Origin of the sequence: Terrabacter lapilli (assembly GCF_039531305.1) — a bacterium.
Classification (GTDB): domain Bacteria; phylum Actinomycetota; class Actinomycetes; order Actinomycetales; family Dermatophilaceae; genus Terrabacter; species Terrabacter lapilli.
On the sequence record NZ_BAAAPU010000006.1, the window covers coordinates 29,751 to 53,000 of the forward strand.

Annotated in this window: 22 protein-coding genes; 11 read left to right on the top strand and 11 right to left on the bottom strand. The window is 71.9% G+C overall.

The annotated features are described in order from the left end of the window. Positions 1–74 precede the first annotated feature (74 nt). Positions 75–425: an RNA polymerase-binding protein RbpA gene (locus ABD241_RS07520; RefSeq protein WP_142185231.1), complete on the top strand. Its 351-nt coding sequence runs from the start codon at positions 75–77 to the stop codon at positions 423–425. A 140-nt stretch (positions 426–565) separates the two neighbouring features. Here ABD241_RS07520 and pgl read toward each other — a convergent pair whose 3' ends face one another. The 6 genes from pgl to tkt are packed head-to-tail and all read right to left on the bottom strand — an operon-like array spanning position 566 to position 9,380. Then, positions 566–1,300, bottom strand: a complete 735-nt coding sequence (gene pgl / locus ABD241_RS07525; protein ID WP_344060077.1) for a 6-phosphogluconolactonase — start codon at positions 1,298–1,300, stop codon at positions 566–568. Further along, a complete protein-coding gene (gene opcA, locus ABD241_RS07530) occupies positions 1,297–2,739 on the bottom strand; it encodes a glucose-6-phosphate dehydrogenase assembly protein OpcA (protein WP_344060079.1) in 1,443 nt (480 codons plus the stop codon). Before opcA ends, pgl begins: the two co-directional genes overlap by 4 nt. Continuing rightward, positions 2,736–4,277, bottom strand: coding sequence for a glucose-6-phosphate dehydrogenase (gene zwf / locus ABD241_RS07535; RefSeq protein WP_142185237.1), 1,542 nt, complete (start codon positions 4,275–4,277; stop codon positions 2,736–2,738). The genes opcA and zwf overlap by 4 nt, the downstream gene beginning before the upstream one ends. After that, a complete protein-coding gene (locus ABD241_RS07540; RefSeq protein ID WP_344060081.1) occupies positions 4,274–5,911 on the bottom strand; it encodes a glucose-6-phosphate isomerase in 1,638 nt (545 codons plus the stop codon). Before ABD241_RS07540 ends, zwf begins: the two co-directional genes overlap by 4 nt. Continuing rightward, on the bottom strand, positions 5,908–7,020 hold the full coding sequence (gene tal, locus ABD241_RS07545; protein ID WP_344060082.1) for a transaldolase: 1,113 nt from the start codon (positions 7,018–7,020) through the stop codon (positions 5,908–5,910). The genes ABD241_RS07540 and tal overlap by 4 nt, the downstream gene beginning before the upstream one ends. A 2-nt stretch (positions 7,021–7,022) precedes the next feature. Next, positions 7,023–9,380 (bottom strand): transketolase, encoded by a 2,358-nt coding sequence (tkt, locus tag ABD241_RS07550; protein ID WP_344060084.1) that lies wholly within the window; start codon positions 9,378–9,380, stop codon positions 7,023–7,025. A gap of 188 nt (positions 9,381–9,568) precedes the next feature. On the opposite strand from tkt, the gene ABD241_RS07555 reads away from it, so the two are divergent. Beyond that, complete coding sequence (locus ABD241_RS07555; protein ID WP_425580719.1) at positions 9,569–10,543, top strand: heme o synthase; 975 nt, start codon at positions 9,569–9,571, stop codon at positions 10,541–10,543. A gap of 76 nt (positions 10,544–10,619) precedes the next feature. Here ABD241_RS07555 and ABD241_RS07560 read toward each other — a convergent pair whose 3' ends face one another. The 5 genes from ABD241_RS07560 to ABD241_RS07580 all read right to left on the bottom strand — a co-directional run bounded on the left by ABD241_RS07560 (position 10,620) and on the right by ABD241_RS07580 (position 14,904). Continuing rightward, positions 10,620–11,633: an NUDIX hydrolase gene (locus tag ABD241_RS07560; protein ID WP_344060088.1), complete on the bottom strand. Its 1,014-nt coding sequence runs from the start codon at positions 11,631–11,633 to the stop codon at positions 10,620–10,622. 145 nt (positions 11,634–11,778) lie between these two features. Further along, positions 11,779–12,744 carry a COX15/CtaA family protein gene (locus ABD241_RS07565; protein ID WP_344060090.1) on the bottom strand — a complete coding sequence of 322 codons (966 nt, stop codon included), beginning with the start codon at positions 12,742–12,744 and terminating at the stop codon, positions 11,779–11,781. A 94-nt stretch (positions 12,745–12,838) separates the two neighbouring features. Continuing rightward, positions 12,839–13,324, bottom strand: coding sequence for a DUF2231 domain-containing protein (locus ABD241_RS07570; protein WP_344060092.1), 486 nt, complete (start codon positions 13,322–13,324; stop codon positions 12,839–12,841). Positions 13,325–13,417: 93 nt separating this feature from the next. Continuing rightward, positions 13,418–14,197, bottom strand: a complete 780-nt coding sequence (locus tag ABD241_RS07575) for an ABC transporter permease (protein ID WP_344060094.1) — start codon at positions 14,195–14,197, stop codon at positions 13,418–13,420. Next, entirely contained in the window at positions 14,194–14,904 is a 711-nt protein-coding gene (locus ABD241_RS07580) for an ABC transporter ATP-binding protein (protein ID WP_344060096.1), read from the bottom strand. Before ABD241_RS07580 ends, ABD241_RS07575 begins: the two co-directional genes overlap by 4 nt. Positions 14,905–15,047: 143 nt before the next feature. Here ABD241_RS07580 and ABD241_RS07585 point away from each other — a divergent pair, with 143 nt between their 5' ends. From ABD241_RS07585 to ABD241_RS07625, 9 genes are all read left to right on the top strand, one after another. Continuing rightward, positions 15,048–16,022, top strand: coding sequence for a CDP-alcohol phosphatidyltransferase family protein (locus ABD241_RS07585; protein WP_344060098.1), 975 nt, complete (start codon positions 15,048–15,050; stop codon positions 16,020–16,022). Positions 16,023–16,096: 74 nt separating this feature from the next. After that, positions 16,097–16,972, top strand: coding sequence for a helix-turn-helix transcriptional regulator (locus ABD241_RS07590; RefSeq protein WP_344060100.1), 876 nt, complete (start codon positions 16,097–16,099; stop codon positions 16,970–16,972). Further along, a complete protein-coding gene (gene sufB / locus ABD241_RS07595) occupies positions 16,969–18,390 on the top strand; it encodes a Fe-S cluster assembly protein SufB (RefSeq protein WP_344060102.1) in 1,422 nt (473 codons plus the stop codon). Before ABD241_RS07590 ends, sufB begins: the two co-directional genes overlap by 4 nt. Positions 18,391–18,398: 8 nt before the next feature. Continuing rightward, on the top strand, positions 18,399–19,700 hold the full coding sequence (gene sufD, locus ABD241_RS07600) for a Fe-S cluster assembly protein SufD (RefSeq protein ID WP_344060205.1): 1,302 nt from the start codon (positions 18,399–18,401) through the stop codon (positions 19,698–19,700). A 3-nt stretch (positions 19,701–19,703) separates the two neighbouring features. Next, the gene (gene sufC / locus ABD241_RS07605) at positions 19,704–20,489 is read left to right on the top strand and encodes a Fe-S cluster assembly ATPase SufC (protein WP_344060104.1); all 786 of its coding nucleotides are present in this window, start codon (positions 19,704–19,706) and stop codon (positions 20,487–20,489) included. 5 nt (positions 20,490–20,494) lie between these two features. After that, positions 20,495–21,799: a SufS family cysteine desulfurase gene (locus tag ABD241_RS07610; RefSeq protein WP_344060106.1), complete on the top strand. Its 1,305-nt coding sequence runs from the start codon at positions 20,495–20,497 to the stop codon at positions 21,797–21,799. Continuing rightward, positions 21,799–22,281: a Fe-S cluster assembly sulfur transfer protein SufU gene (gene sufU, locus ABD241_RS07615; protein ID WP_344060108.1), complete on the top strand. Its 483-nt coding sequence runs from the start codon at positions 21,799–21,801 to the stop codon at positions 22,279–22,281. Before ABD241_RS07610 ends, sufU begins: the two co-directional genes overlap by 1 nt. Then, positions 22,278–22,604: a metal-sulfur cluster assembly factor gene (locus tag ABD241_RS07620; RefSeq protein ID WP_188031937.1), complete on the top strand. Its 327-nt coding sequence runs from the start codon at positions 22,278–22,280 to the stop codon at positions 22,602–22,604. The genes sufU and ABD241_RS07620 overlap by 4 nt, the downstream gene beginning before the upstream one ends. A 19-nt stretch (positions 22,605–22,623) precedes the next feature. Further along, positions 22,624–23,250, top strand: a complete 627-nt coding sequence (locus ABD241_RS07625) for an acVLRF1 family peptidyl-tRNA hydrolase (RefSeq protein WP_344060111.1) — start codon at positions 22,624–22,626, stop codon at positions 23,248–23,250.

Sequence of the window (23,250 nt, forward strand, 5' to 3'; positions counted from 1 at the left end):
TCGCGTTGGTCTGGGCGGCCTCCATCATCGGGCTGGGCATGCTGACCCGCTTCGCGAGCTGAGAGGACGAGTAGATGGCAGGCGGAAACGCCATTCGTGGGAGTCGGGTCGGCGCGGGCCCGATGGGAGAGGCCGAGCGCGGCGACACCGCCCCTCGCGTCCACATCTCCTACTGGTGCTCCAACGGGCACGAGACGCGCCCGAGCTTCGCGGAGGAGCCCGGCATGGTCCTGCCCGAGACGTGGGACTGCCCGCGCTGCGGCTTCCCGGCAGGTCAGGACAAGGCCAACCCCCCGGCCCCGCCGAAGGTGGAGCCCTACAAGACGCACCTGGCCTACGTGAAGGAGCGTCGTAGCGACGCCGACGGGGAGGCCATCCTCGACGAGGCACTGAGCACCCTGCGCCAGCGGGGCCTCATCCAGTGAGCTGAGGGGCCACCGACGTGGTGGCCCACGACGAAGGGCCCGGGACGACGTCCCGGGCCCTTCGTCGTGTCCCGCGCCGTTCGCCGCCCGCGGTCAGGGCGAGCCGTATGCCGTTGCGCCCATGGGCTGTCGGCGCTCGGTCAGCCGAGGCTCGAGGCGGCCGCGGCGTCGACGAGCCACAGCGTGCCCTCCGTCCCGCGGGGACCGGCAGCCGGGACGTCCCAGCGGTCAGTGCCCGGGGCGAGGGCGGCCGCCACGGCGTGGGCCTTGTCCTGGCCGGCGACGAGGAACCACACCTCGCGACTGCGGTCGAAGCACTCGAAGGTCAGGCTCACCCGGTCCGGTGGCGGCTTGGGGGAGTCGTGGACGGCGACCGCGATCGCGTCGGTCAGGCGCTGGGCGGGATGGTGCGGGAAGAGCGACGCGACGTGCCCGTCCGGCCCCACCCCGAAGAGGACGATGTCCCACTCGTGCTGCCCGTGCTCGCGGATGGTCTGCGCGTAGGCGTCCGCGCTGGCCTCGGCGCTGGCTGAGGCCTCGGGGCCGGCCACCCGGTGCACCTTCGCCGGGTCCAGGCCCAGCTCGGCCAGGCCGGCGTCGTCGTTCTGCGTGTCGTTGCGGTCAGGGTCGCCCGCGGGGAGGTAGCGCTCGTCGCCCCACCAGACCCGCACGCGCGACCAGTCCACGGCTGACCGTCCGGGTGTGCGCACCGCGGACGCGATGATCGCCGAGCCCATCGAGCCGCCGGTCAGGGCGACCTGCGCCTCGGGCTTGCGCGTCTGCGCGTCGAGGATCGCCGTGACGAGCCGGGCCCCGGCGGCATCGGCCAGGGCCTGCTTGTCGGGGTGGACGACGACGCGAGGGTCTGCCGTCACGAGGACGCCGCCTCGCCCGACGAGCTGCCCGACGACGCGCGCTTCGTCGCAGACGTCCGGGAGGCCGCGGTCTTCCTGCCTGTCGCCGTGGTGCCTGCGGTCTTCTTGGCTGCGGCCTTGCGCGTGCCGGCGGTGCTGCGGCTCGCCGTCTTCTTGGCGGTCGTGGCCGCCGCTGCCGAGCGCTTGGCGGTCTTCCGCGCCGTGGGGCGGCCAGGCGTCGTCCCTGACGAGCCCGTCGTACGCGTGGACGCGGCGTCGCCGCCGGCCGCGTCGCGCGCGGCATCCGCCTTCTTGCGGTCCTTGGCGGCCTGCTTCTCGCGGGGGGTGCGCTTGCCGGCGAGCTTGCGAGCGGTCGCCTCCTTCACCTCGGACGTCTCGGCGTGCTCCGGTGCCGGGGGAGCGGAGATCATCGCGTTGGCGTCCTGGGCGGACTCGTCGCGGCCCAGGCGGCTGGCGAGCCTGCGCGCGGCGGCGATGTCAGGCGCCTTGCCCGCCTTCGCGGCGTCGGCAGCCGACAGGCGCACCGGGCGCAGCTCGGCCACGCCCTTGCACAGGGCCTCGGCGTAGGCCTCGTCGGGGTCGAGGCGGCGCAGCTCGTCGGCGAGGCACTCGGGGATCTCCCGACGCGGCAGGTTGATCCGGCGGTCGGGCTGTCCAGACTGGGACAGGGTCGCGATGACGTCGCCCGGGCGTACGAGGTCGATCGGTCCGCTCTCGCGCTCGAGCCGCACCGACGCGATGCCCGACCCCCTGGGTGTCGACACGCGGCGCACCGGCACCCTGAGGCGTCGGCTCAGCCAGCCGGCGAGCAGGTCGGACGACGGCGAGTCGGGTGCACCGCTGACCACGGCGCCGGTGATCGGCTCGTACGGCGGCTGGTCGAGCGCCGCCGCGAGCAGCCCGCGCCAGTGGGTGAGCCGCGTCCACGACAGGTCGGTGTCGCCGGGGCTGTAGGTCGCGGCACGCTTCTTCAGCATGAGCCGCGGGTTGTGGCTCTCGGCGGCGTCGGTGATGCGGCGCTGGGCCATGGCCCCGATGGGGTCCTTGGCCACGTCGTCGGGTGCCTTGCCCGGCCACCAGGCGACGATGGGGGAGTCGGCCAGCAGCAGTGGCATCACGACGCTCGGGCCGTGGTTGGCCAGCGTGCCGTAGAGCCGCAGGACCACGATCTCCGAGGCCCCGGCGTCGCCACCGAGCCTGATCTGGGCGTCGAGGCGGTTGCGGCCGCGTCGCTCACCCGGGATGACCACGATGATGCGACAGGGGTGCTGGCGACTGGCCTGGTTGGCCGCGTCGATCGCCTCCTGCGCGTCGGTGTCCTCGACGACGACGACGAGGGTGAGCACGCGGCCCAGCGCCATGGCGCCGACCTCGTTGCGCAGCCGCACGAGCGTCTTGCTGATGCCCGTGGTCGTGGTGTCGGTCAGGTCCCTGATCACGGCATCCTCCAGACGCGTCCGTCGCGCGCGAGCATCTCGTGGGCCGACGGGGGCCCCCAGGTGCCGGCGGGGTACTGCTCGGGCTTGCCGTTCCTGGCCCAGTGCTCCATGAGCGGGTCGAGGATCCGCCAGGACAGCTCGACCTCCTCGTGCCGCGGGAAGAGCGGCGGCTCACCGAGGAGCACGTCGAGGATGAGGCGCTCGTACGCCTCGGGCGAGGCCTCGGTGAACGACGAGCCGTAGCCGAAGTCCATCGTGACGTCGCGGACCTCCATCTGCGCGCCCGGCACCTTGGAGCCGAAGCGCAGGGTGACGCCCTCGTCGGGCTGGACCCGGATCACGATGGCGTTCTGGCCCAGCTCCTCGGTCGCGGTGTGCTCGAACGGCAGGTGGGGGGCCTTCTTGAAGACGACCGCGATCTCGGTGACGCGCTTGCCCAGCCGCTTCCCGGTGCGCAGGTAGAAGGGGACCCCGGCCCAGCGGCGCGTGTCGACCTCGAGGGTCACCGCGGCGAAGGTCTCGGTGCGCGACTGCGGGTCGACGCCGTCCTCCTCGAGGTAGCCGACGACCTCCTCGGCACCCTGCCAGCCCCCGGCGTACTGCCCCCGCGCAGCGTGCTTGTCGAGGTTCGACGGAAGCCGCACGGCGGAGAGCACCTTCTCCTTCTCGGCGCGAAGGTCCTTGGCGTCGAAGGAGACCGGCTCCTCCATCGCCGTCAGCGCGAGGAGCTGGAGCAGGTGGTTCTGGATGACGTCGCGGGCAGCGCCGATGCCGTCGTAGTAGCCCGCACGGCCGGCGATGCCGATGTCCTCGGCCATCGTGATCTGCACGTGGTCGACGTAGTTGGCGTTCCACACCGGCTCGAAGAGCTGGTTGGCGAAGCGCAGCGCCAGCAGGTTCTGGACCGTCTCCTTGCCGAGGTAGTGGTCGATCCGGAAGACGCTGTCGGGTGGAAAGACACCCTCGACGATCGCGTTGAGCTCCTGGGCGCTCTTGAGGTCGTGGCCGAAGGGCTTCTCGATGATGACGCGGCGCCAGCTGTCGCCCTCGGCCTTGGTCAGGCCGCACCGCTCGAGCTGCTCGCACACCGTCGCGAAGAACGCCGGGGGCACCGAGAGGTAGAACGCGTGGTTGCCGCCGGTGCCGCGGTCCTGGTCGAGCTCCGACACGGTCTTGGCGAGCAGGTCGAACGCGGCCGGGTCGTCGAAGGTGCCCGGCACGAACCGGAAGCCTTCCGAGAGGTTGCGCCAGACGTCCTCGCTGAAGGGGGTACGCGCGTGCTGCTTGACGGCGTCGTGGACCACCTGACCGAAGTCCTGGGTCGCCCAGTCGCGCCGTGCGAAGCCGACGAGCGAGAAGCCCGGCGGCAGCAGTCCGCGGTTGGCGAGGTCGTAGACGGCAGGCATGAGCTTCTTGCGGGCGAGGTCGCCGGTCACGCCGAAGAGGACGAGGCCGCACGGTCCCGCGATGCGGGGCAGGCGCCTGTCCTGGGCGGTGCGCAGCGGGTTGTGCCCGTGCGCGACGCGGGCCGGACTCATGCACGTCCTCCTGAGAGCAGGACCTCGCGCAGCTGCGCGAGACCTGCGTCGTGGTCGGTCAGGTGAAGCTGCAGGACGGGACGACCGTGGTCGGCCAGGACCGCCGCGTCGCCTCCGGCCTGCGAGGCGATGAAGTCACCGAACGTGAACTCGCGTCCGGGGATCTCGAGGTCCTGCCTGGGCGCCGTCGTGATCTGCAGGTAGACGCCGACGGCGGGGCCACCCTTGTGGAACTGGCCCGTGGAGTGCAGGAAGCGCGGGCCCCACCCGAAGGTGGTGGGCCGCTCGGTGCGCCGGGCCAGGGGCACCCGGCACTCGGCCAGGTCGGCGTCGGCGAGCCGGTCGAGGTAGGCCATGACGGCGACGTAGCCGTGCTCGGGGTCGAGCTGGGCGAACAGCGCGTCGAGTGCGGCAGGGACGGTCTTGGCGTCGCCCAGCCAGTCGCCCGAGCCCCCGAGCGCACGGATCTCCACGGCGCCGTCGCTCGCGGCGGCCTCGGAGGCGGCTCCGGTGCCCTGGCCGAGCAGCTCACGGGCGGCCTTCTTGGCGCTCTCGACGTCGGGCTGGTCGAACGGGTTGATCCCGAGCAGGCGACCGGCGACGGCCGTCGCGACCTCCCACAGGAGCAGCTGGGCGCCCAGGGCGCCGCCGACGCGTACCTCCGAGGCGGCCTCGGACGAGGCGGACTCGGCGTCGGCAGCCACGAGCCGGGCGACCGTGACGTCGGACGCGGGCCGGCTGACCTCGGGGTCCTCGGCACCGCCGACGACGACCGGGAGCAGGCCCGTGCCGTTCTTGCCGGTCGACTCGGCGATGAGCTGCTCGGCCCAGTCGGCGAACCCGACGATGCCGGAGCCTTCGTCGACGAGGACGAGCTTGTCGCGCAGCGGGTCGGTGCCGCCGATCGCGGCCCCGAGGCGCAGCCCCGGGTTGGCCTCGTCGTCGGCGGCCAGCAGGTCGGCCACGGACTCGGCATCGTCGAGGAGGCCCTCGATGTCGACGCCGGCCAGGCCGCTCGGCACGAGGCCGAACGCGGTCAGGGCCGAGTAGCGCCCACCGACGTTCGGGTCGGCGTTGACGACGCGGTAGCCCTTCTCGCGCGACTGCTCGTCGAGCGGGCTGCCCGGGTCGGTGACGACCACGATGCGCGACGCCGGGTCGATGCCGGCGTCGGAGAACGCCTGCTCGTAGGCGCGCCGCTGCGAGTCGGTCTCGACGGTGGAGCCGGACTTGCTCGACACGACGACCACCGTGTGGGCCAGGTCGTCGCCGAGGGCCCGACGGACGTAGTCGGGGTCGGACGAGTCGAGGACGACCAGCGGCTTGCCGGCGGTGGCGCAGATGACCTCCGGCGCGAGCGAGGAGCCGCCCATGCCGCAGAGCACGACGTGGGTCAGGCCCTGCTCGGCGAACGAGTCGCGCAGGGCAGCGATCTCGCCGACCAGCGGCCGGGACGACCGGGGGAGACCCACCCAGGACAGGCGGATGCGCGACTCGGACTCGGCCTCGGGACCCCACAGGGTGGCGTCCTGCTCGAAGAGACGGCTGGCGACGGAGTCGTCGACGAGGGCCGGCACGTGCTGCCCGATCGCGTCCGCCGCAGCCCCTGACGCGCTGACGGACAGCGAGCTCATGCGGTCACCTTCTCCATCTCGGCGGTGACGCCGTCCAGCAGCTCGCCCCAGGCCTTCTCGAACTTGTCGACACCCTCGGTCTCGAGCAGCTCGACGACCTCGGTGTAGGAGACCCCGAGGCGCTCGAGGTCGTCCAGCAGGTTGCTCGCCTGCTCGTAGCCACCGGTCACGGTGTCGCCGTGGATGTCGCCGTGGTCGGCGGTCGCCTCGAGCGTCTTGCCCGGCATGGTGTTGACGACGTCGGCTGCCACGAGCTCGTCGACGTACATGGTGTCGGGGTAGGCCGGGTCCTTGACACCGGTGGAGGCCCACAGCGGGCGCTGGACGTTCGCGCCGGCCTCGGCCAGGGAGCCCCAGCGCGAGGTCGCGAAGACCTCCTCGAATGCCTGGTAGGCGAGGCGCGCGTTGGCCAGGCCGGCCTTGCCCTTGAGGCCGCGAGCCTCGTCGGTGCCGATCGCGTCGAGCCGCTTGTCGATCTCGGTGTCGACGCGCGAGACGAAGAACGAGGCCACGGAGTGGATCGTGGAGAGGTCCTTGCCGTTGGCGCGGGCCTTCTCGAGCCCTTCGAGGTAGGCGTTCATGACGGCGCGGTAGCGCTCGAGGGAGAAGATCAGGGTCACGTTGATGCTGATGCCCTCGGCGATCGTGGCCGTGATCGCAGGCAGGCCGGCCTTCGTGGCCGGGATCTTGATGAGGACGTTCGGACGGTCGATGTCGGCATGCAGCTGCTTGGCCTGCTCGACGGTCTTGTCGGTGTCGTGGGCGAGACGCGGGTCCACCTCGATGGAGACGCGACCGTCGACACCCTTCGTCGACTCGTACAGCGGGAGGAAGAGGTCGCACGCGCGGCGCACGTCCGACGTCGTCAGCTCGTGCACGACCTCGTCGACGCTCTTGCCGGCCTTGGTCAGCTCGGCAAGGTCGTCGTTGTAGCGCTCGCCCTTGGACAGGGCAGCCTGGAAGATCGACGGGTTGGAGGTGACGCCGACGACGTTGCGCTCGGTGATGAGCTCCGAGATCTTGCCGGTCTCGATGAGCTCACGGGACAGGTCGTCGAGCCAGATGGAGACGCCGGCTTCGCTGAGGGCCTGGGTGTTCGGGTTGGTCATGTTCAGTTCCCCTTGCTCGGTGCGGATGCGGCTGCTGCCTCGGCGGCGTTGCCGCTGCCGGTCTGCGCGTCGCCGCCCATGACGTCGGTGGAGGCGCTCTGGGCTGCGCGGGCCGGGTTGGTCTCGGTCACGCCCGGTGCCGTGGTGGCGGCGCCGCGCGCGGCCTTGATGGAGTCCTTCGCCGCCTTGACGACGGCCTCGGGAGTGAATCCGAACTCCCGGAACAGCGTCGCCTGGTCGGCGGAGGCGCCGAAGTGCTCGATGCTGACGGAGCGGCCGGCGTCGCCGACCACGTCGTGCCAGCCCATCGAGACCCCCGCCTCGACGCTGACGCGGGCGCGGACTGCCGGTGGCAGAACCTTGTCCTGGTAGGAACGGCTCTGCTTCTCGAACCATTCCCGGCACGGCATCGACACGACGCGCGTGGAGATCTTGGACTTCTCGAGCCGCTCGGCGGCCTGGACCGCGAGCTGCACCTCGGAACCCGTCGCGACGAGGATGACGTCCGGCTCACCGGCGCGGGACTCCTCGACGAGCACGTAGGCGCCCTTGGCGACCCCGCTGACCTTGCCGTACTTCGTGCGGTCCCACGTGGGGACGGGCTGGCGGGTCAGGCACAGGGCCGCGGGGCCGTCGCTGCGGGTGAGGATCTGGGCCCAGGCCGCGGCGGTCTCGTTGGCGTCGGCGGGCCGCACGACGTCGAGGCCCGGGATGGCGCGCAGCGCCGCGAGGTGCTCGATCGGCTGGTGCGTCGGGCCGTCCTCGCCGAGACCGATGGAGTCGTGCGTCCACACGTAGGTCACGGGCGCCTGCTGGATGGAGGCGAGCCGCACGGCGGGGCGCATGTAGTCGGAGAAGACGAGGAAGGTGCCGCCGTAGGGGCGGGTCAGGCCCTCGAGCGCGATCCCGTTGAGGATCATGCCCATGCCGTTCTCGCGGATGCCGAAGTGCAGCGTGCGACCGTAGGGGCCGCCCTTCCACTCGCGGGTCTGCTTGCCCTTGGGGATGAAGGAGGGCTGCCCCTCCATCGTCGTGTTGTTGGACTCGGCCAGGTCCGCCGAGCCGCCCCACAGCTCGGGCATGACGTCGGCCAGGGCGGTCAGGACCTTGCCGGAGGCGGCGCGGGTGGCGACGCCCTTCTCGTCGGCGGGGAACGTCGGCAGCGCCTTCTGCAGGCCTGCGGGCGCCTTGCCGGCGAGGATGCGGTCGAGCAGCTCGGCGCGGTCCGGGTTGGCCTTGCGCCACGCCTTGAAGGACTTGTCCCACTCGCGGTGGGCGGCCTTGCCGCGCTTGACGACGTCGCGGGCGTGCTTGAGCACCGCAGGCTCGACGGTGAAGCTCTTCCTCGGGTCGAAGCCGAGCAGCTCCTTGGTGGCGCCGACCTCCTCGTCGCCGAGGGCTGAGCCGTGGGACTTGCCGGTGTTCTGCTTCGTGGGTGCGGGCCACGCGATGATCGTGTGCAGGACGACGAGGGTCGGCTTGTCGGCCACCTTGTCGCCCGAGCGGATCGCGGCGAGAAGGGCGTCGACGTCCTCGACGTAGGTGGCGCCGTCGGCGTCCTTGCGCCAGTCGACGGTCACGACGTGCCAGCCGTACGCCTCGAAACGCGCGGCCACGTCCTCGCTGAACGCGATGTCGGTGTCGTCCTCGATCGAGATCTGGTTGGCGTCGTAGACGACCGTCAGGTTGCCGAGCTCCTGGTGGCCGGCGAGGGCACACGCCTCGTGCGAGACGCCCTCCTGCATGTCGCCGTCGGAGGCGATCACGTAGACGTGGTGGTCGAAGGGGCTCGCGCCCGGCTTCGCGTCGGGGTCGAAGAGCCCGCGCTGGCGGCGCTGGGCCATGGCCATGCCGACGGCCGAGGCGAGGCCCGAGCCGAGCGGTCCCGTCGTGATCTCGACGCCGGGCGTGTGGTGCACCTCCGGGTGGCCGGGGGTCAGGGAGCCCCACGTGCGCAGCGACTTGAGGTCCTCGAGGCCGAGGCCGTAGCCGCTGAGGTAGAGCTGGATGTACTGCGTGAGGCTCGAGTGCCCGCAGGAGAGCACGAACCTGTCGCGGCCGAGCCACGTCGGGTCGGACGGGTCGTGCGTCATGACGTTCTGGTAGAGCAGGTACGCGAGCGGCGCGAGCGACATGGCCGTCCCGGGGTGCCCGTTGCCGACCTTCTGCACGGCGTCGGCGGCGAGCAGGCGGACCGTGTCGACGGCGCGCACGTCGAGCTCGCTCCACCCGGCCTTCTTGGCGACCGGCAGGGGCAGGCCCGGGTCACGCTGTGCCAGCAGACCCTTCGTCTTCGCGGAGTTGCGGGATCGGGTGGGCTTCGTCGCCGTGGGGGCGGTGCTGGACGCAGCAGTGGGCACGAACGGGTCTCCTTCAGCAGCGTTGATCGCGTACGGCCACGAGCCTAGTCCCCGGTCTGTGAGGCAGGACACCTCGCCCGAGGCGCGGTACGGAGCGGGCCCCGGTGCGGTGCCGACCGTCCTCGTCGACGGGTCTAGACTTGCGACGCAATGCTCTCGTACCCCCGGGTCGGAGCGAAGTACCAGCGGTGAGGATCTTCGTGACAACGGTGGACCCCCGCGCCGACCTCTCGGCGCTGCACGGTCCGGACGGTAGTGGGCTGAAGTTCCTCGTCGGACAGTACGTGTCGCTGATGAAGCCGCGGATCATCGAGCTGCTGCTCATCACGACGATCCCCGTGATGTTCCTTGCGGACCAAGGGGTTCCGAACCTGTGGCTCGTCGTCGCGACGGTGCTCGGCGGCACCCTCTCCGCCGGCGCGGCCAACACCCTCAACTGCTACATCGACCGCGACATCGACGCGGTCATGCACCGCACGAGCCGCCGACCGCTCGTCACAGGGACGGTGACGCCGAGGGGAGCGCTCGTCTTCGGTGTCGGGCTGGCCGTCGGCTCGACCCTGTGGCTGGGCCTGCTGGTCAACTGGCTGAGCGCCTGGCTGGCACTGGCCGCGCTGCTCTTCTACGTCTTCGGCTACACCCTGGTGCTCAAGCGCCGCACGTCCCAGAACATCGTGTGGGGTGGGGCAGCCGGTTGCATGCCCGTCCTGATCGGCTGGTCGGCGGTCACCGACTCGCTCAGCTGGTCGGCGTTCATCCTCTTCCTCGTCATCTTCTTCTGGACGCCGCCGCACTACTGGCCGCTGTCCATGCGCTACAAGGACGACTACGCCACGGCCCACGTGCCGATGCTGCCCGTCGTCGAGCGCTTCGTCGTCGTCGCGAGGCAGGTCGTCACGTACTCGTGGGCCATGGTCCTGACGTCGCTCGCGCTCATCCCCGTCCAGCACGTCGGGTGGGTCTACACCGTGGCGGCGCTGGTCTCCGGCGGCCTGTTCCTCACCGAGGCGCACCGGCTGCTGAAGCGCGCCCGGGCGGGTGCCGGCGAGGACGTCCTCAAGCCGATGCGCCTGTTCCACTTCTCCATCACCTACCTCACGATCCTCTTCGTGGGGGTGGCGCTGGACCCGGTGTGGCACCTGCCGCTGCCGTTCTTCTCCTGAGCCGACCGCAGCCTCCGCTGCACGCCTCCCCAGGGCGTTACCCGGGCGTCCGGAGGGCGTATGCCGTCCGCCGCGCTCAGGCGGTCGGGGTGCCGTCCTCGAGGTAGAGGGTGTCGCCGGTGTGCCCGTGCAAGGTGGTGAGCAGGCGCTCGTTGTAGGGGGCGACCCGCCCGGTCCAGTCGGCCGGCCCGGTCCAGTGCACGGCGCGGATCTCGCGTTGCTGCAGACGGGCCTGCTCGACCAGCTCGGCGTCGAGGGTGCCGAGGTCGAAGACGAAGACCGTCGCATCGGCCCACCCGAGCAGGGGCGGGAGCCAGTTGACGGCCAGGAGGCGACCGGCCGCCACCGTGAGGTCGAGCTCCTCACGGACCTCGCGGACCACACAGGCGGCGGGTGACTCGTCCCGGTCGACCACGCCGCCCGGCAGGTCCCACTCGCGCTTGTAGACCAGCTCGCAGAGCAGGATCTCGCCCGTCTTCGAGCGGAGCACGCCCTGGGCGATGGCGCGTTTGGTCGGCAGCGTCGAGTCGAGCATCGCCGTGAAGCCCTCGCGGGAGTCGGGGTGCGCGTCGCCGCGCCGCCGCCCGAGGACGAGGGTGTCCTGGGTGACCCCGGCGAGCGTCGTGTTGCCCCGCAGCAGTCCCTCCTTGCGCAGGCCGGCCCGCAGCGCGGTCCGGACGGAGGCCCGGTTGCGCGGGTTGACGTGTGCCTCGACGCGCTGGAGGCCGAGCGCGTCGAAGGACCACTCGACGAGGAGCCGGACCGCTCGCCACCCCAGTCCGCGGCCACGGAACGGGGCGTAGACCACCCACGACAGGACGCCCACGCCCTGGTCCTGCAGCCGGACGTCGACGCTCCCTGCCGCCCGGCCACGCCACTCGACGAGGAAGGTGGCCCTGGCCTGCTCGGCCCACTCGCTGCCCGTGCGCTCGATCCAGGACCGGTGCTCCTCCGGCGATGGCGCCCTCGTGGGGAAGTCGAACCACCGCGCGATCTCGTCGTCGTGCAGGTGCCTCGTGGCCTCGCTGTCCTCCAGCCGCCACGGGCGCAGCACCAGCTCGCCGTCGCGCAGGGTCGGCTGGTCGGTCACGTCCCCCAGCGTAGGGAGGATTCCGGCTGCAACCGCGCCCCGGCGCGCCTTCCGCCGGTTTCGGGCTGGGGTTCCGGCTGCAGCTGCGCCATGGCGCGGTCTGCGTCGGTGTGGGTTGCCGGGGTGCGGCGCGCGAGCCCGGTGGTCAGACCGGGTGCCGTCTCGTCGACAGGACGCCGAACGTCAGGGCCACGACGAGCAGGCTGGCTCCGAGCATGTGCACGAGCACGAGCAGCTCGGGCAGCTTCGTGAAGTACTGCACGTAGCCGACGAGGCCCTGCGCGAGCGTGACGACGAGCACCGTCGTCCACGCCCGGCGCGCCTCGTCGGTGTGCGCGGTGATGCGCACGGCCACGAGCGTGGCGACGACGAGCCCGCAGAAGAGCATGACCGCGTCGGCGTGCAGCCACGACACGGCTTGGGGGTCGAACCCCGTGCGCGCGGGGCGTTCCGCGTCGCCGGAGTGCGGACCGGAGCCCGTGACGACCGTGCCGAGGAGGAGGACCACCGCGCCGAGCGCGCTCGTCACGAGGGCCAGCGTGCGGGCGAGCGGGTGGACGACCAGCTCTCCCGGGCCGGACACGTCGTCCTGGGCGCCGCGGACCACGACGGTCGACAGCGCCACGAGCACCATGGAGAGCAGGAAGTGGCCCATGACGATCCACGGGTTGAGGCCGGTGAGGACCGAGATGCCTCCCAGGACGGCCTGGGCCGGGATGCCGGCCAGGACGCCGATCGCCGCGAGGTGCAGACGCCGGCGGGTGGGCCAGTGCGTGAGGACCACCCACAGCGAGACGACGGCGAGGACGGCCACCACGAAGGTCAGGGTGCGGTTCCCGAACTCGACGAGGTCGTGGTACGCGCTCTCCGGCGTGCGCACCGGCGTGAACGAGCCGGGCTGGCACTGGGGCCAGGTGCTGCAGCCGAGGCCGCTGCCGGTCAGGCGGACGATTCCACCGGTGACGACGATGCCGACCTCGCCGACGAGGTTGGCCAGGAGCACGGGGCGCACCCAACGGGGAGGTGCTGCAGGGAGCCGGCCCGCGAGGCGGGCGAGGCGACCGGGGCCCGTCCGGGGGGCGGCCTCGGTCACGGTTCGCGTGGAGGACACGACGCAAGGGTATGCCGCCCGGTGCCGTTGGCCGAATCGCTGGACAGGGCTCCAGGGCGTCCCGCGAGGGCGCGCCCAGGCCGCCGCTACGGGCTCAGGCCAGACCGTGCCAGACGACGGCCGAGCCGGCGTGGCCGGCGAGGACGACGGCCACCAGGGCTCCGAGCGCGGTGACGACGACGACGACGCCGACGACCGCGTCGAGGGCCCGGCCGCGGCGCGGCGGCTCCTCTCCCGGCGGCCGCAGGAGCCACAACGCCACGAGGGTCACCACCATGAAGACGAAGCAGGCCAGCTTGGCCCGGTCGCCCCACTCGACGTGCTCACCGAGCAGCTGCGAGTCCGTCGTGCCGGCGCGCACCGCGAGCACGCGGCGTTGGAGGGCCTCACCGCTCTCGGCCGCCACGAACGCCGTCACGCCCGAGACGACCGCGCCGGCAGCGGTGGGCCAGCGCAGCACCCGGCGCCAGGCGGGGCGCACGACGTAGGCGATGGCGCCGAGCACCGAGAGCGGGACGAGGACGACGACAGCGTGGATCACCAGCGCGTGCATCGGGAGTCCGAGGATGTAGTCGAACACGTGCCCTCCAAGCCGTCAGGTCGCCTTCAGCGCTCGCGAGTCCGGTGCCCCGAGGGCCCGGTCACACGGCGCCGTGGCTGCAGTCTGGCTGCTTCAGTCGTCGAAGCGGAACAGACGCGCCGCGAGGGCGGTGGCGACGATGCCCCACGCGACGACGACGCCGAGGGCGACCAGGTTCAGCTGCCCGAGGACGAGCGCGGAGCGCAGCCCGTCGGCCAGGCCCGCCGAGGGCAGGACGGCGGCCAGGTGGGAGAGCCCGGCCGGCAGCTCGGTGCGCGGCACGATGACGCCCCCGAGGGCGAGCAGGACCACCCAGAGCAGGTTGGCCACCGCGAGCACGGCCTCGGCCCGCAGCGTGCCGGCGAGCAGGAGGGCGAGGGCCACGAAGGCCCACGTGCCGGCGACGACGAAGAGGACGGCATACGGGATGCCGGAGAGCTGCGGACGCCACCCGAGGAACAGTGCGAGCACGCTGATGACGGCGATCTGGACCGTCTCGACGACCAGGGTGGCGAGCGCCTTGGCGGCCACCAGCCCTCCGCGGCCGAGCGGCGTGACGCCGAGGTAGCGCAGCACCGCGTAGCGGCGGTCGAAGCCGGTCGCGATCGCCTGGGAGGTGAAGGCCGCGGAGATGACGCACAGGGCGATGACTCCCGGCGTGGCCACGTCGATGCGTACGCCGGGGCCGAGCGACGGGGACGTGGTGGCGCTCAGACCGACGAGCGCCATCGCGGGCAGCACGAGCGAGACGAGCAGCTGCTCGCCGTTGCGCAGCAGGCTGCCCACCTCGAAGCGTGCCTGGGCCAGGACGCGCCGCAGGGGGGTGGCGGCGCGCGAGAGGGTCGGCGTCGTCGTGGTGTGGGGGGTGCTCACGCGGCTCCCTTGCGGGTCAGGCTGAAGTAGACGTCCTCGAGCGAACGACCGCCGGTCACCGAGGTGGGAGCCCCCTCCGCGACGGTGCGCCCGGCGTTCATGATCACGAGGTGGTCGGCGAGCCGTTCGGCCTCCTCGAAGGAGTGGGTCGTCACGACGACCGTGGTGCCGGCGTCCCGCTGCTCGGTCACGAGGTCCCACACGTCGAGACGGCCGTGCGGGTCGAGGCCCGCGGCCGGCTCGTCGAGGAAGAGCACCTCGGGTCGTCCGAGCAGTGAGGCCGCAAGGGCCAGCCGCTGCTTCTGCCCTCCCGAGAGCCGCCGGACCGTGGTCGAGGCGAAGTCCGTGACGCCGAGGCGCCGAGCGACGGCGTCGACGTCGACCGGGTCGGCGTAGAAGCGCGCGAGGTGGTGCAGCAGGCGCAGCGGCTTCGTGCCGTTGGGCAGGCCTCCTGCCTGGAGCATGACCCCGACGCGCGCGCGGTGGTCGGGGCTCGCCTCCCACGGGTCCGTGCCCAGCACACGGACCTTCCCGCTGTCGGGACGGCCGAGCCCGACCGCGCACTCGATGGCGGTCGTCTTGCCGGCGCCGTTGGGACCGAGCACTGCGGTGATGCGGCCCGACGGGGCAGACCACGTGAGCCCGTCGAGCGCCGCGACCGAGCCGAACGAGCGGCGAAGGTCGGACAGTGTCACCGCGGCGGTCATGGCTGATGAGTCTAGGCTCGGGAGAAGTGCCCCACGTCATGGGGCAGGCATCCGCCTCGACCGACGGAGACCCCTCCAGTGAAGACCCACCCAGCCGCCCAGCCCCACGCAGCGATGGCCGCGACGCCGACGACGGGGCGCTCGTGACCGGCGAGGCAGCACCCGAGAGCCGGCCGCGCAGGCGCGACCGGGTGAGCCGCGGCATACGCCTGGTCTCCGCGACGGGTGCACGGGTCATCCCGCTCGAACGGCTCAACCCCCGAGTGCGCGCCCGCGCGACGCTGCCCAGCCTCTTCACGCTCGGCAACATGCTCTGCGGGTTCTCGTCGGTGCTGCTCTCGTTCCAGGGCCACTTCCGCACGGCGGCCGTGCTCGTCGGCATCTCGATCCTGCTCGACATCTGTGACGGTGCCGTGGCCCGCGCGGTCGGGGCGATCACACCCTTCGGACTGCAGTTCGACTCGCTCGCCGACCTCATCTCCTTCGGCATCGCCCCGGCGGTGCTCGTCTACACGTGGGCGCTGCCGGCCTACCCCGTGTGGGCCTGGGCCGGGGCGATGTTCTGGCTCGCGTGCGCCGCCTACCGCCTGGCGCGCTTCAACGTCACCATCGACCCGCTCGCCGACAAGCGCTACTTCGTCGGCCTCGCGAGCCCGGGGGCGGCAGGCGTCGTGATCTCCACCGTCCTCGCGATCGGCGACCCCCTCTACGACTGGGCGCCGCTGGTGCCGGTCGCAGCCGGCGTGGTGCCGGCCGCCCTCATGGCCTCCTCCTTCCGGTTCCGGTCCTTCCGCGACCTGCTCTCACCGCGGCACCTGAGGATCACGGTCCCCCTCGCGATGGTCGTGCTCGTCGGGCTCGTCCTCTTCCCCGGGGCGACCGGCATGGCGCTCGCCTACGGCTACGTCCTCACCTGCCCGCTCGGGTGGGCGACGGCGCCGCTGCGGCGACGCTGGTTCGGCCCGGACGCCGTGGCCCCGCCTCGCACCCGCATGCCGTCGGTGATCATGCCCCCCGAGGACGACGAGGCGGACGACGACTGCCAGGACGGCTGCGGGCGGGATTCCGTCGACTCCGGCGATCCCGGCGACCGCGACGGGACGCGCCCGACCCGGTGAGGTCTCCGTAGCGGTTCGGGCGGGTAAGGACCCCCTAACTGGAGCTCGGGGCCCAATTACGTCACAATGATGTGGTGTTTATCGGCGAGCACCCGGCGCGGGTGGCGAAGGACGGCGGGGACGGCCAGCACGTCTCGCCGCTCGAGTCGCGCACGCGCTCGCGGGTGCTCCACATGGTCTCCGCTGACGGGCCCATCACAGCCGCTGAGCTGGGCCGCCACCTCGACCTGACCCCGGCCGCCGTGCGCCGTCACCTCGACGCGCTCGTCGAGCAGGGCGCCGTCGTGCCGCACGAGCCCACGGGTGGGCGCCGTGGCCGCGGACGCCCCGCCCGCGCGTACGTCGTCTCCGACGCCGGCCACAGCGCCCTCGAGGCCGACTACGACTCGCTGGCCGTCGAGGTCCTGCGCTACCTCGAGGCCAACGCCGGCCCCGCCGCCGTCAGCGACTTCGCCCGCACCCGCGTGCGCGCGCTCGAGGAGCGGTATGCCGCCCGCCTGGCAGCCGCCGGCGACGAGCCGGGCGCTCGCACCGAGGCCCTGGTCGAGGCCCTCAGCGAGGACGGCTTCGCCGCGACCGCGCGCCCGGTGGGAGCCGGCGGCCTGACCGGCGTCCAGCTGTGCCAGGGCCACTGCCCGGTCCAGCAGGTGGCCACCGAGTTCCCGGCGTTCTGCGAGGCCGAGACCGACGCCTTCTCCCGCCTCCTCGGGGTGCACGTCCAGCGCCTGGCCACCCTCGCGGGCGGGCACCACGTCTGCACGACGTTCGTGCCCACCGGCGGGATGGGCCTCCGGACCCGGAAGACCGCGCAGCCCTCCGGTGTTGTCGCCCACGGTGGCACCACCTCGGACACCAAGACCTCCACGACCGCCACGACCGCCACGACCGCCACGACTCCCACGACTCCACGAACCGACACGCTCACGCACGTTCAGGAAGGTTCCTCATGACCACTCACATCGAAGAGCTGAACCCCGGCCTCAAGGGCATCGGCACCTACGAGTACGGCTGGGCCGACAGCGACGTGGCCGGAGCCACGGCGCGTCGTGGGCTCAACGAGGAGGTCGTGCGCGACATCTCGGCCCGCAAGAACGAGCCGGCGTGGATGACGAAGCTGCGGCTCAAGGGCCTGTCCCTCTTCGGCAAGAAGCCGATGCCGGCCTGGGGCTCGGACCTCACCGGCATCGACTTCCAGAACATCAAGTACTTCGTGAAGTCCACCGAGAAGCAGGCGGCCACGTGGGACGACCTGCCCGAGGACATCCGCAACACCTACGACCGTCTGGGCATCCCGGAGGCCGAGAAGCAGCGCCTCGTCTCGGGTGTCGCCGCGCAGTACGAGTCCGAGGTCGTCTACCACCAGATCCGTGAGGACCTCGAGGCCCAAGGCGTCATCTTCCTCGACACCGACTCGGCGCTGAAGGAGCACGAGGACCTCTTCCGCGAGCACTTCGCCACGGTCATCCCGGCCGGCGACAACAAGTTCGCCGCGCTCAACACCGCCGTCTGGTCCGGTGGGTCGTTCATCTACGTCCCCAAGGGCGTCCACGTCGACATCCCGCTGCAGGCGTACTTCCGCATCAACACCGAGAACATGGGCCAGTTCGAGCGGACCCTGATCATCGCCGACGAGGGCTCCTACGTGCACTACGTCGAGGGCTGCACCGCGCCGATCTACAAGTCCGACTCGCTGCACTCCGCGGTCGTCGAGATCATCGTCAAGAAGAACGCCCGCGTGCGCTACACGACCATCCAGAACTGGTCCAACAACGTCTACAACCTCGTCACGAAGCGCGCCACCTGCGAGGAGGGCGCCACGATGGAGTGGGTCGACGGCAACATCGGCTCCAAGGTGACGATGAAGTACCCGGCCGTCTTCCTCATGGGTGAGCACGCCAAGGGCGAGACGCTGTCGATCGCCTTCGCCGGCGAGGGCCAGCACCAGGACACCGGCTCCAAGATGGTCCACGCGGCCCCCAACACGAAGAGCTCGATCATCAGCAAGTCCGTCGCCCGTGGTGGCGGCCGCGCGTCCTACCGCGGTCTCGTGCAGGTGCTCGAGGGTGCCTCGCACTCCGCGTCGACCGTGCGCTGCGACGCGCTGCTGGTCGACACGATCAGCCGCTCCGACACCTACCCCTACGTCGACATCCGCGAGGACGACGTCTCCATGGGCCACGAGGCCACGGTCTCCAAGGTGTCCGAGGACCAGCTCTTCTACCTCATGTCCCGCGGCATGGCCGAGGACGAGGCGATGGCGATGATCGTGCGCGGCTTCATCGAGCCGATCGCCCGCGAGCTTCCGATGGAGTACGCCCTCGAGCTCAACCGCCTCATCGAGCTGCAGATGGAAGGAGCCGTCGGCTGATGGGCCTTCTGGCTGACACCACCACCCACACGCCCGACACCCCCGAGACCCAGCAGAGCGAGACCACGGTGCCCGACGCCGCCCCGACCGCCACCAGCACCCTCCCCGGTGCCGCCGCCCACACCGACTCGGCCGCGGCCTTCGTGCCCGTCCAGTCGCGCGCCGAGCGCACGGCCTCCTTCGACGTCGCCGCGTTCCCGCTGCCGAGCGGCCGCGAGGAGGACTGGCGCTTCACGCCCGTCAAGGCGCTCGCCGGGCTGCTCGCCGAGGGCGCGAGCGGTCGCCTCGAGGTCGGCACGAAGCTGGCCGAGGGCGTCACGACCTCCACCATCACGTCGGAGCAGGCCCAGGGCCTCGGCATCCTTCCGCCGCAGGACCGCGCGGCCGTCGTGGCGGGCGCTGCCGTCGATGGCGCGCTGCTGCTCGACATCCCGGCCGACGCGGAGCTCGCCGAGCCCGTACGCCTCTCGCTGGTCGGTTCCGACGGCGAGCCCGTCCACGGCCACGTCGTCGTGCGGGCCGGCCGCTTCTCCAAGGCGACCGTGGTCCTCGAGCACACCGGCTCCGCCCGCTACTCCCAGCTCGTCTCGGTCGTCACCGGTGACGGCTCCGACCTCACCGTCGTGTCGGTGCAGCGCTGGGCCGACGACGCCCAGCACCTGGCGCAGCACGACGCCCTCGTGGGCCGCGACGCCCGCTACCGGCACCTGTCGGTGACCCTCGGTGGTGCGATCGTCCGCGTCAACGCCAACGTGCGCTACGCCGGCCCCGGCGGCGACGCGACGCTCCTCGGCGTCTACTTCGCCGACGCGGGGCAGCACCTCGAGCACCGCTCGTACATCGACCACAACGCCGCGCACTGCAAGAGCCGCGTCACCTACAAGGGTGCGCTGCAGGGCGAGACCGCGCGCACCGTGTGGGTCGGCGACGTGCTGATCCGAGCCGAGGCCGAGGGCACCGACACCTACGAGCTCAACCGCAACCTCGTGCTGACCGACGGCGCCCGCGCCGACTCGGTGCCCAACCTCGAGATCGAGACGGGCGAGATCGAGGGCGCCGGGCACGCCTCTGCGACAGGCCGGTTCGACGACCTGCAGCTGTTCTACCTCCAGTCGCGCGGCATCACCGAGGACGAGGCCAAGCGCCTGGTCGTGCGTGGCTTCTTCGCCGACATCATCCGGGAGATCCCGCTCGCCGACCTGCGCGACGAGATCACCGCGGCGATCGAGGAGGAGCTCGCGTCGACGGCATACGCCGCTCCCACCCAGCAGACCCCCAGCACTGTCCCCAGCACCAGCAAGGAGAACTGACCCATGAGCACGCTCGAGATCAAGGGACTGACGGTCTCGGTCGAGACCGAGGACGGCCCCAAGGAGATCCTGCGCGGGGTCGACCTCACCGTGAAGTCGGGGGAGACGCACGCGATCATGGGGCCCAACGGCTCCGGCAAGTCGACGCTGGCCTACAGCATCGCCGGCCACCCGAAGTACACCGTCACCGGCGGCACGGTGACGCTCGACGGCGAGGACGTCCTCGCCATGAGCGTCGACGAGCGCGCCCGCGCGGGCCTGTTCCTCGCGATGCAGTACCCCGTCGAGGTGCCAGGCGTGACGGTGAGCAACTTCCTGCGCACCGCCAAGACGGCCATCGACGGCGAGGCCCCCAAGCTGCGCACGTGGGTCAAGGACGTCAAGGAGGCCATGGGCAACCTGCGCATGGACCCCGCCTTCGCCGAGCGCAACGTCAACGAGGGCTTCTCCGGTGGCGAGAAGAAGCGCCACGAGATCCTCCAGATGGAGCTGCTCAAGCCCAAGGTGGCTGTCCTCGACGAGACCGACTCGGGCCTCGACGTCGACGCGCTCAAGATCGTCTCCGAGGGCGTCAACCGCGCCAAGCAGGCCACCGACCTCGGCGTCCTGCTCATCACGCACTACACGCGCATCCTGCGCTACATCCAGCCCGACTTCGTGCACGTCTTCGTCGACGGCCAGGTCGTCGAGCAGGGCGGTCCCGAGCTGGCCGACCGCCTCGAGGACGAGGGCTACGACCGCTACCTGACCGGGGCCTCCGCGGCCGCGGCCGAGCCGGTCCAGGCCTGAGCGCGATGAGCGACGTCCTGCCCTTCACGGACGGGGAGCTCGCCGCGATCCGCGGCGACTTCCCCATCCTGACGCGCACGGTGCGTGACGGCAGGCCGCTCGTCTACCTCGACTCGGGGGCGACGTCGCACAAGCCGACCGCCGTGCTCGACGCCGAGCGCGCCTTCTACGAGCAGCACAACGCCGCGGTCCACCGCGGCGCCCACCAGCTCGCCGAGGAGGCCACCGACGACTTCGAGGCCGCGCGGGCGACGATCGCCTCGTTCATCGGCGCGCCGGCGCACGAGGTGGTCTTCACCAAGAACGCCACCGAGGCGCTCAACCTCGTCGCCTACGCGTTCTCCAACGCGGCGCCGACCGACGAGCCCAAGGACGAGCTGTTCGTGCTCGGTCCCGGTGACGAGATCCTCGTGACCGAGATGGAGCACCACGCCAACCTCGTGCCCTGGCAGGAGCTCGCCCGTCGCACCGGGGCCACCCTGCGCTGGGTGCCGGTGGGCGCGGAGGGCGCGCTCGACCTCAGCGGCCTGGACGGCCTGCTGACCGAGCGCACCAAGGTCTTCGCGTTCACGCACGTCTCCAACGTGCTCGGCACCGTCAACCCGGTCACCGAGCTCGCGGAGCGGGCGCACGCCGTCGGCGCGCTCGTCGTCGTCGACGCCTGCCAGTCGGTGCCGCACCTGCCGGTCGACGTCGCGACGCTCGGCGCCGACTTCATCGCCTTCAGCGGCCACAAGATGTACGGCCCGATGGGCGTCGGTGTCCTCTGGGGTCGCGCCGAGCTGCTGGAGGTCATGCCACCGTTCTTGACCGGCGGCTCGATGATCGAGCTCGTCACGATGGAGCGCTCGACGTACGCACCTGCGCCGCAGAAGTTCGAGGCCGGCGTGCCCAACGCGGCCCAGGCCGTGGGTCTCGCGGCCGCCGTGCGCTGGGTCGAGCAGCTCGGCATCGAGCGCATCCACGCCCACGAGGCGGGCCTCGTCGACCTGCTCCAGCGCGGGCTCGCCGAGCGTCCCTGGGTCCGCGTCGTCGGGCCCACCGTCGGCACCCCACGCGGCGGCGCAGTCGCCTTCGTCGTGGACGGCGTGCACGCCCACGACGTCGGACAGGTGCTCGACGACGCCGGAGTGGCCGTACGCGTGGGGCACCACTGCGCGTGGCCGCTGCACCGCGCGCTGGGGGCGGCGGCCACGACTCGCGCGTCCTTCGCCGTGTACAACACCGTCGCCGACGTGGAGGCGCTGCTGGCGGCGCTCGACCGCGTGCCCGTCGTCTTCGGCCTCGAGACCGAGAAGGAGGCGAGCTGATGGACCTCTACCAGGAGCTCATCCTCGAGCACTCCAAGCGGCCGCACCACGCCGGCCTCCGCGAGCCGTTCGACGCCGAGGTGCACCACATCAACCCGACGTGCGGTGACGAGGTGACCCTGCGGGTCGACGTCACCGGCACCGGGCCCGAGGCGGTGGTCTCCGACGTGTCGTACGCCGCGCAGGGCTGCTCGATCTCGGTGGCGAGCTCGTCGGTGCTCGCCGAGGAGGTCATCGGGCATCCGGTGTCCGAGGCCCTCGAGACCTTCGAGGCGATGCGTGCCATGCTCACCTCGCGTGGCACCGTGGCCGGCGACGAGTCGGTCATCGGTGACGGCGTCGCGTTCGCCGGCGTGTCGAAGTACCCGGCTCGCGTCAAGTGCGCCCTGCTCGGCTGGACCGCCTTCACCGACGCCCTGGCGCAGGCCGGCGTCGACATCTCGTCCACGAGTCCCTCGTCCCCGCAAGGAGTTCCGTCATGACCCAGACCACCACCCCGCCCAACGTGGCCGACGTCGAAGAGGCCTTGCGCGACGTCGTCGACCCCGAGCTCGGCATCAACGTCGTCGACCTCGGGCTCGTCTACGGCATCACCGTCGACGCGCAGTCGCACGCCGTCATCGACATGACGCTGACCTCGGCCGCGTGCCCGCTCACCGACGTCATCGAGGATCAGACCGCCCAGGCGCTCGAGGGCCTCGTCACGACCCACCGCATCAACTGGGTGTGGATGCCGCCGTGGGGCCCCGACAAGATCACCGAGGACGGCCGCGAGCAGCTGCGCGCCCTCGGCTTCAACCTCTGAGCCCGAACCACCCGCGCTCGTGACGTCCCGCGTCATCGAGGTCGCGCCGGAGCGGTTCGACCGCTGGATGGCCGGCTTCGCCGAGCGACACGGCCCCTACGACGCCGCCGAGGAGGAGACTCCCGGCGGCGTCGTCGTCTCCGCCCGCGCTGCTGACGGGTCGACGCTCGTCGCGACGCCCTTCGAGCACGACCCCCTCGGTGTCGTGCTCGTACGGAGAGGGGGGTATGCCGTGGGCCTGGCTTCCGGTGACGCCCTCGTCTCCTCGAAGGTCGGCACCCGGCACGTGCAGTCGCGCACCGCCGCCGGTGGCTGGTCGCAGCAGCGGTTCGCGCGGCGTCGCGGCAAGCAGGCCGACGAGCTGGTCGACGCGGTGGTGGCCCACGCCCGGCGGGTGCTCCTCGAGGACGACGAGTCGCCCCGCGGGGGCGCGGACGGCATACCCCGGGGTCTCGTCGTCGGGGGAGACCGCACGCTCGTGCGCGAGGTGCTCGGAGCCGGCGCCCTCAGGGCACTGGCCGGCCTGCCCCTGCGCGAGCTCTACGACCTGCCCGACCCGAGGCGCGAGGTCCTCGAGACGGCCCTGCGCCGGGGCCGCGCCGTGCGCGTCGAGCTCAGCGAGGCCGAGGCGCCTCGGGCGCGGTGA

Bases quoted from the DNA above. Each gene is read 5' to 3' on its own strand.
- ABD241_RS07610 (WP_344060106.1), top strand. From the start codon at position 20,495: ATGAGCGACGTCCTGCCCTTCACGGACGGGGAGCTCGCCGCGATCCGC.
- ABD241_RS07520 (WP_142185231.1), top strand. From the start codon at position 75: ATGGCAGGCGGAAACGCCATTCGTGGGAGTCGGGTCGGCGCGGGCCCG.
- sufB (WP_344060102.1), top strand. From the start codon at position 16,969: ATGACCACTCACATCGAAGAGCTGAACCCCGGCCTCAAGGGCATCGGC.
- sufU (WP_344060108.1), top strand. From the start codon at position 21,799: ATGGACCTCTACCAGGAGCTCATCCTCGAGCACTCCAAGCGGCCGCAC.
- zwf (WP_142185237.1), bottom strand. From the start codon at position 4,277: ATGAGTCCGGCCCGCGTCGCGCACGGGCACAACCCGCTGCGCACCGCC.
- sufC (WP_344060104.1), top strand. From the start codon at position 19,704: ATGAGCACGCTCGAGATCAAGGGACTGACGGTCTCGGTCGAGACCGAG.
- ABD241_RS07540 (WP_344060081.1), bottom strand. From the start codon at position 5,911: ATGAGCTCGCTGTCCGTCAGCGCGTCAGGGGCTGCGGCGGACGCGATC.
- ABD241_RS07580 (WP_344060096.1), bottom strand. From the start codon at position 14,904: ATGACCGCCGCGGTGACACTGTCCGACCTTCGCCGCTCGTTCGGCTCG.
- tal (WP_344060082.1), bottom strand. From the start codon at position 7,020: ATGACCAACCCGAACACCCAGGCCCTCAGCGAAGCCGGCGTCTCCATC.
- ABD241_RS07620 (WP_188031937.1), top strand. From the start codon at position 22,278: ATGACCCAGACCACCACCCCGCCCAACGTGGCCGACGTCGAAGAGGCC.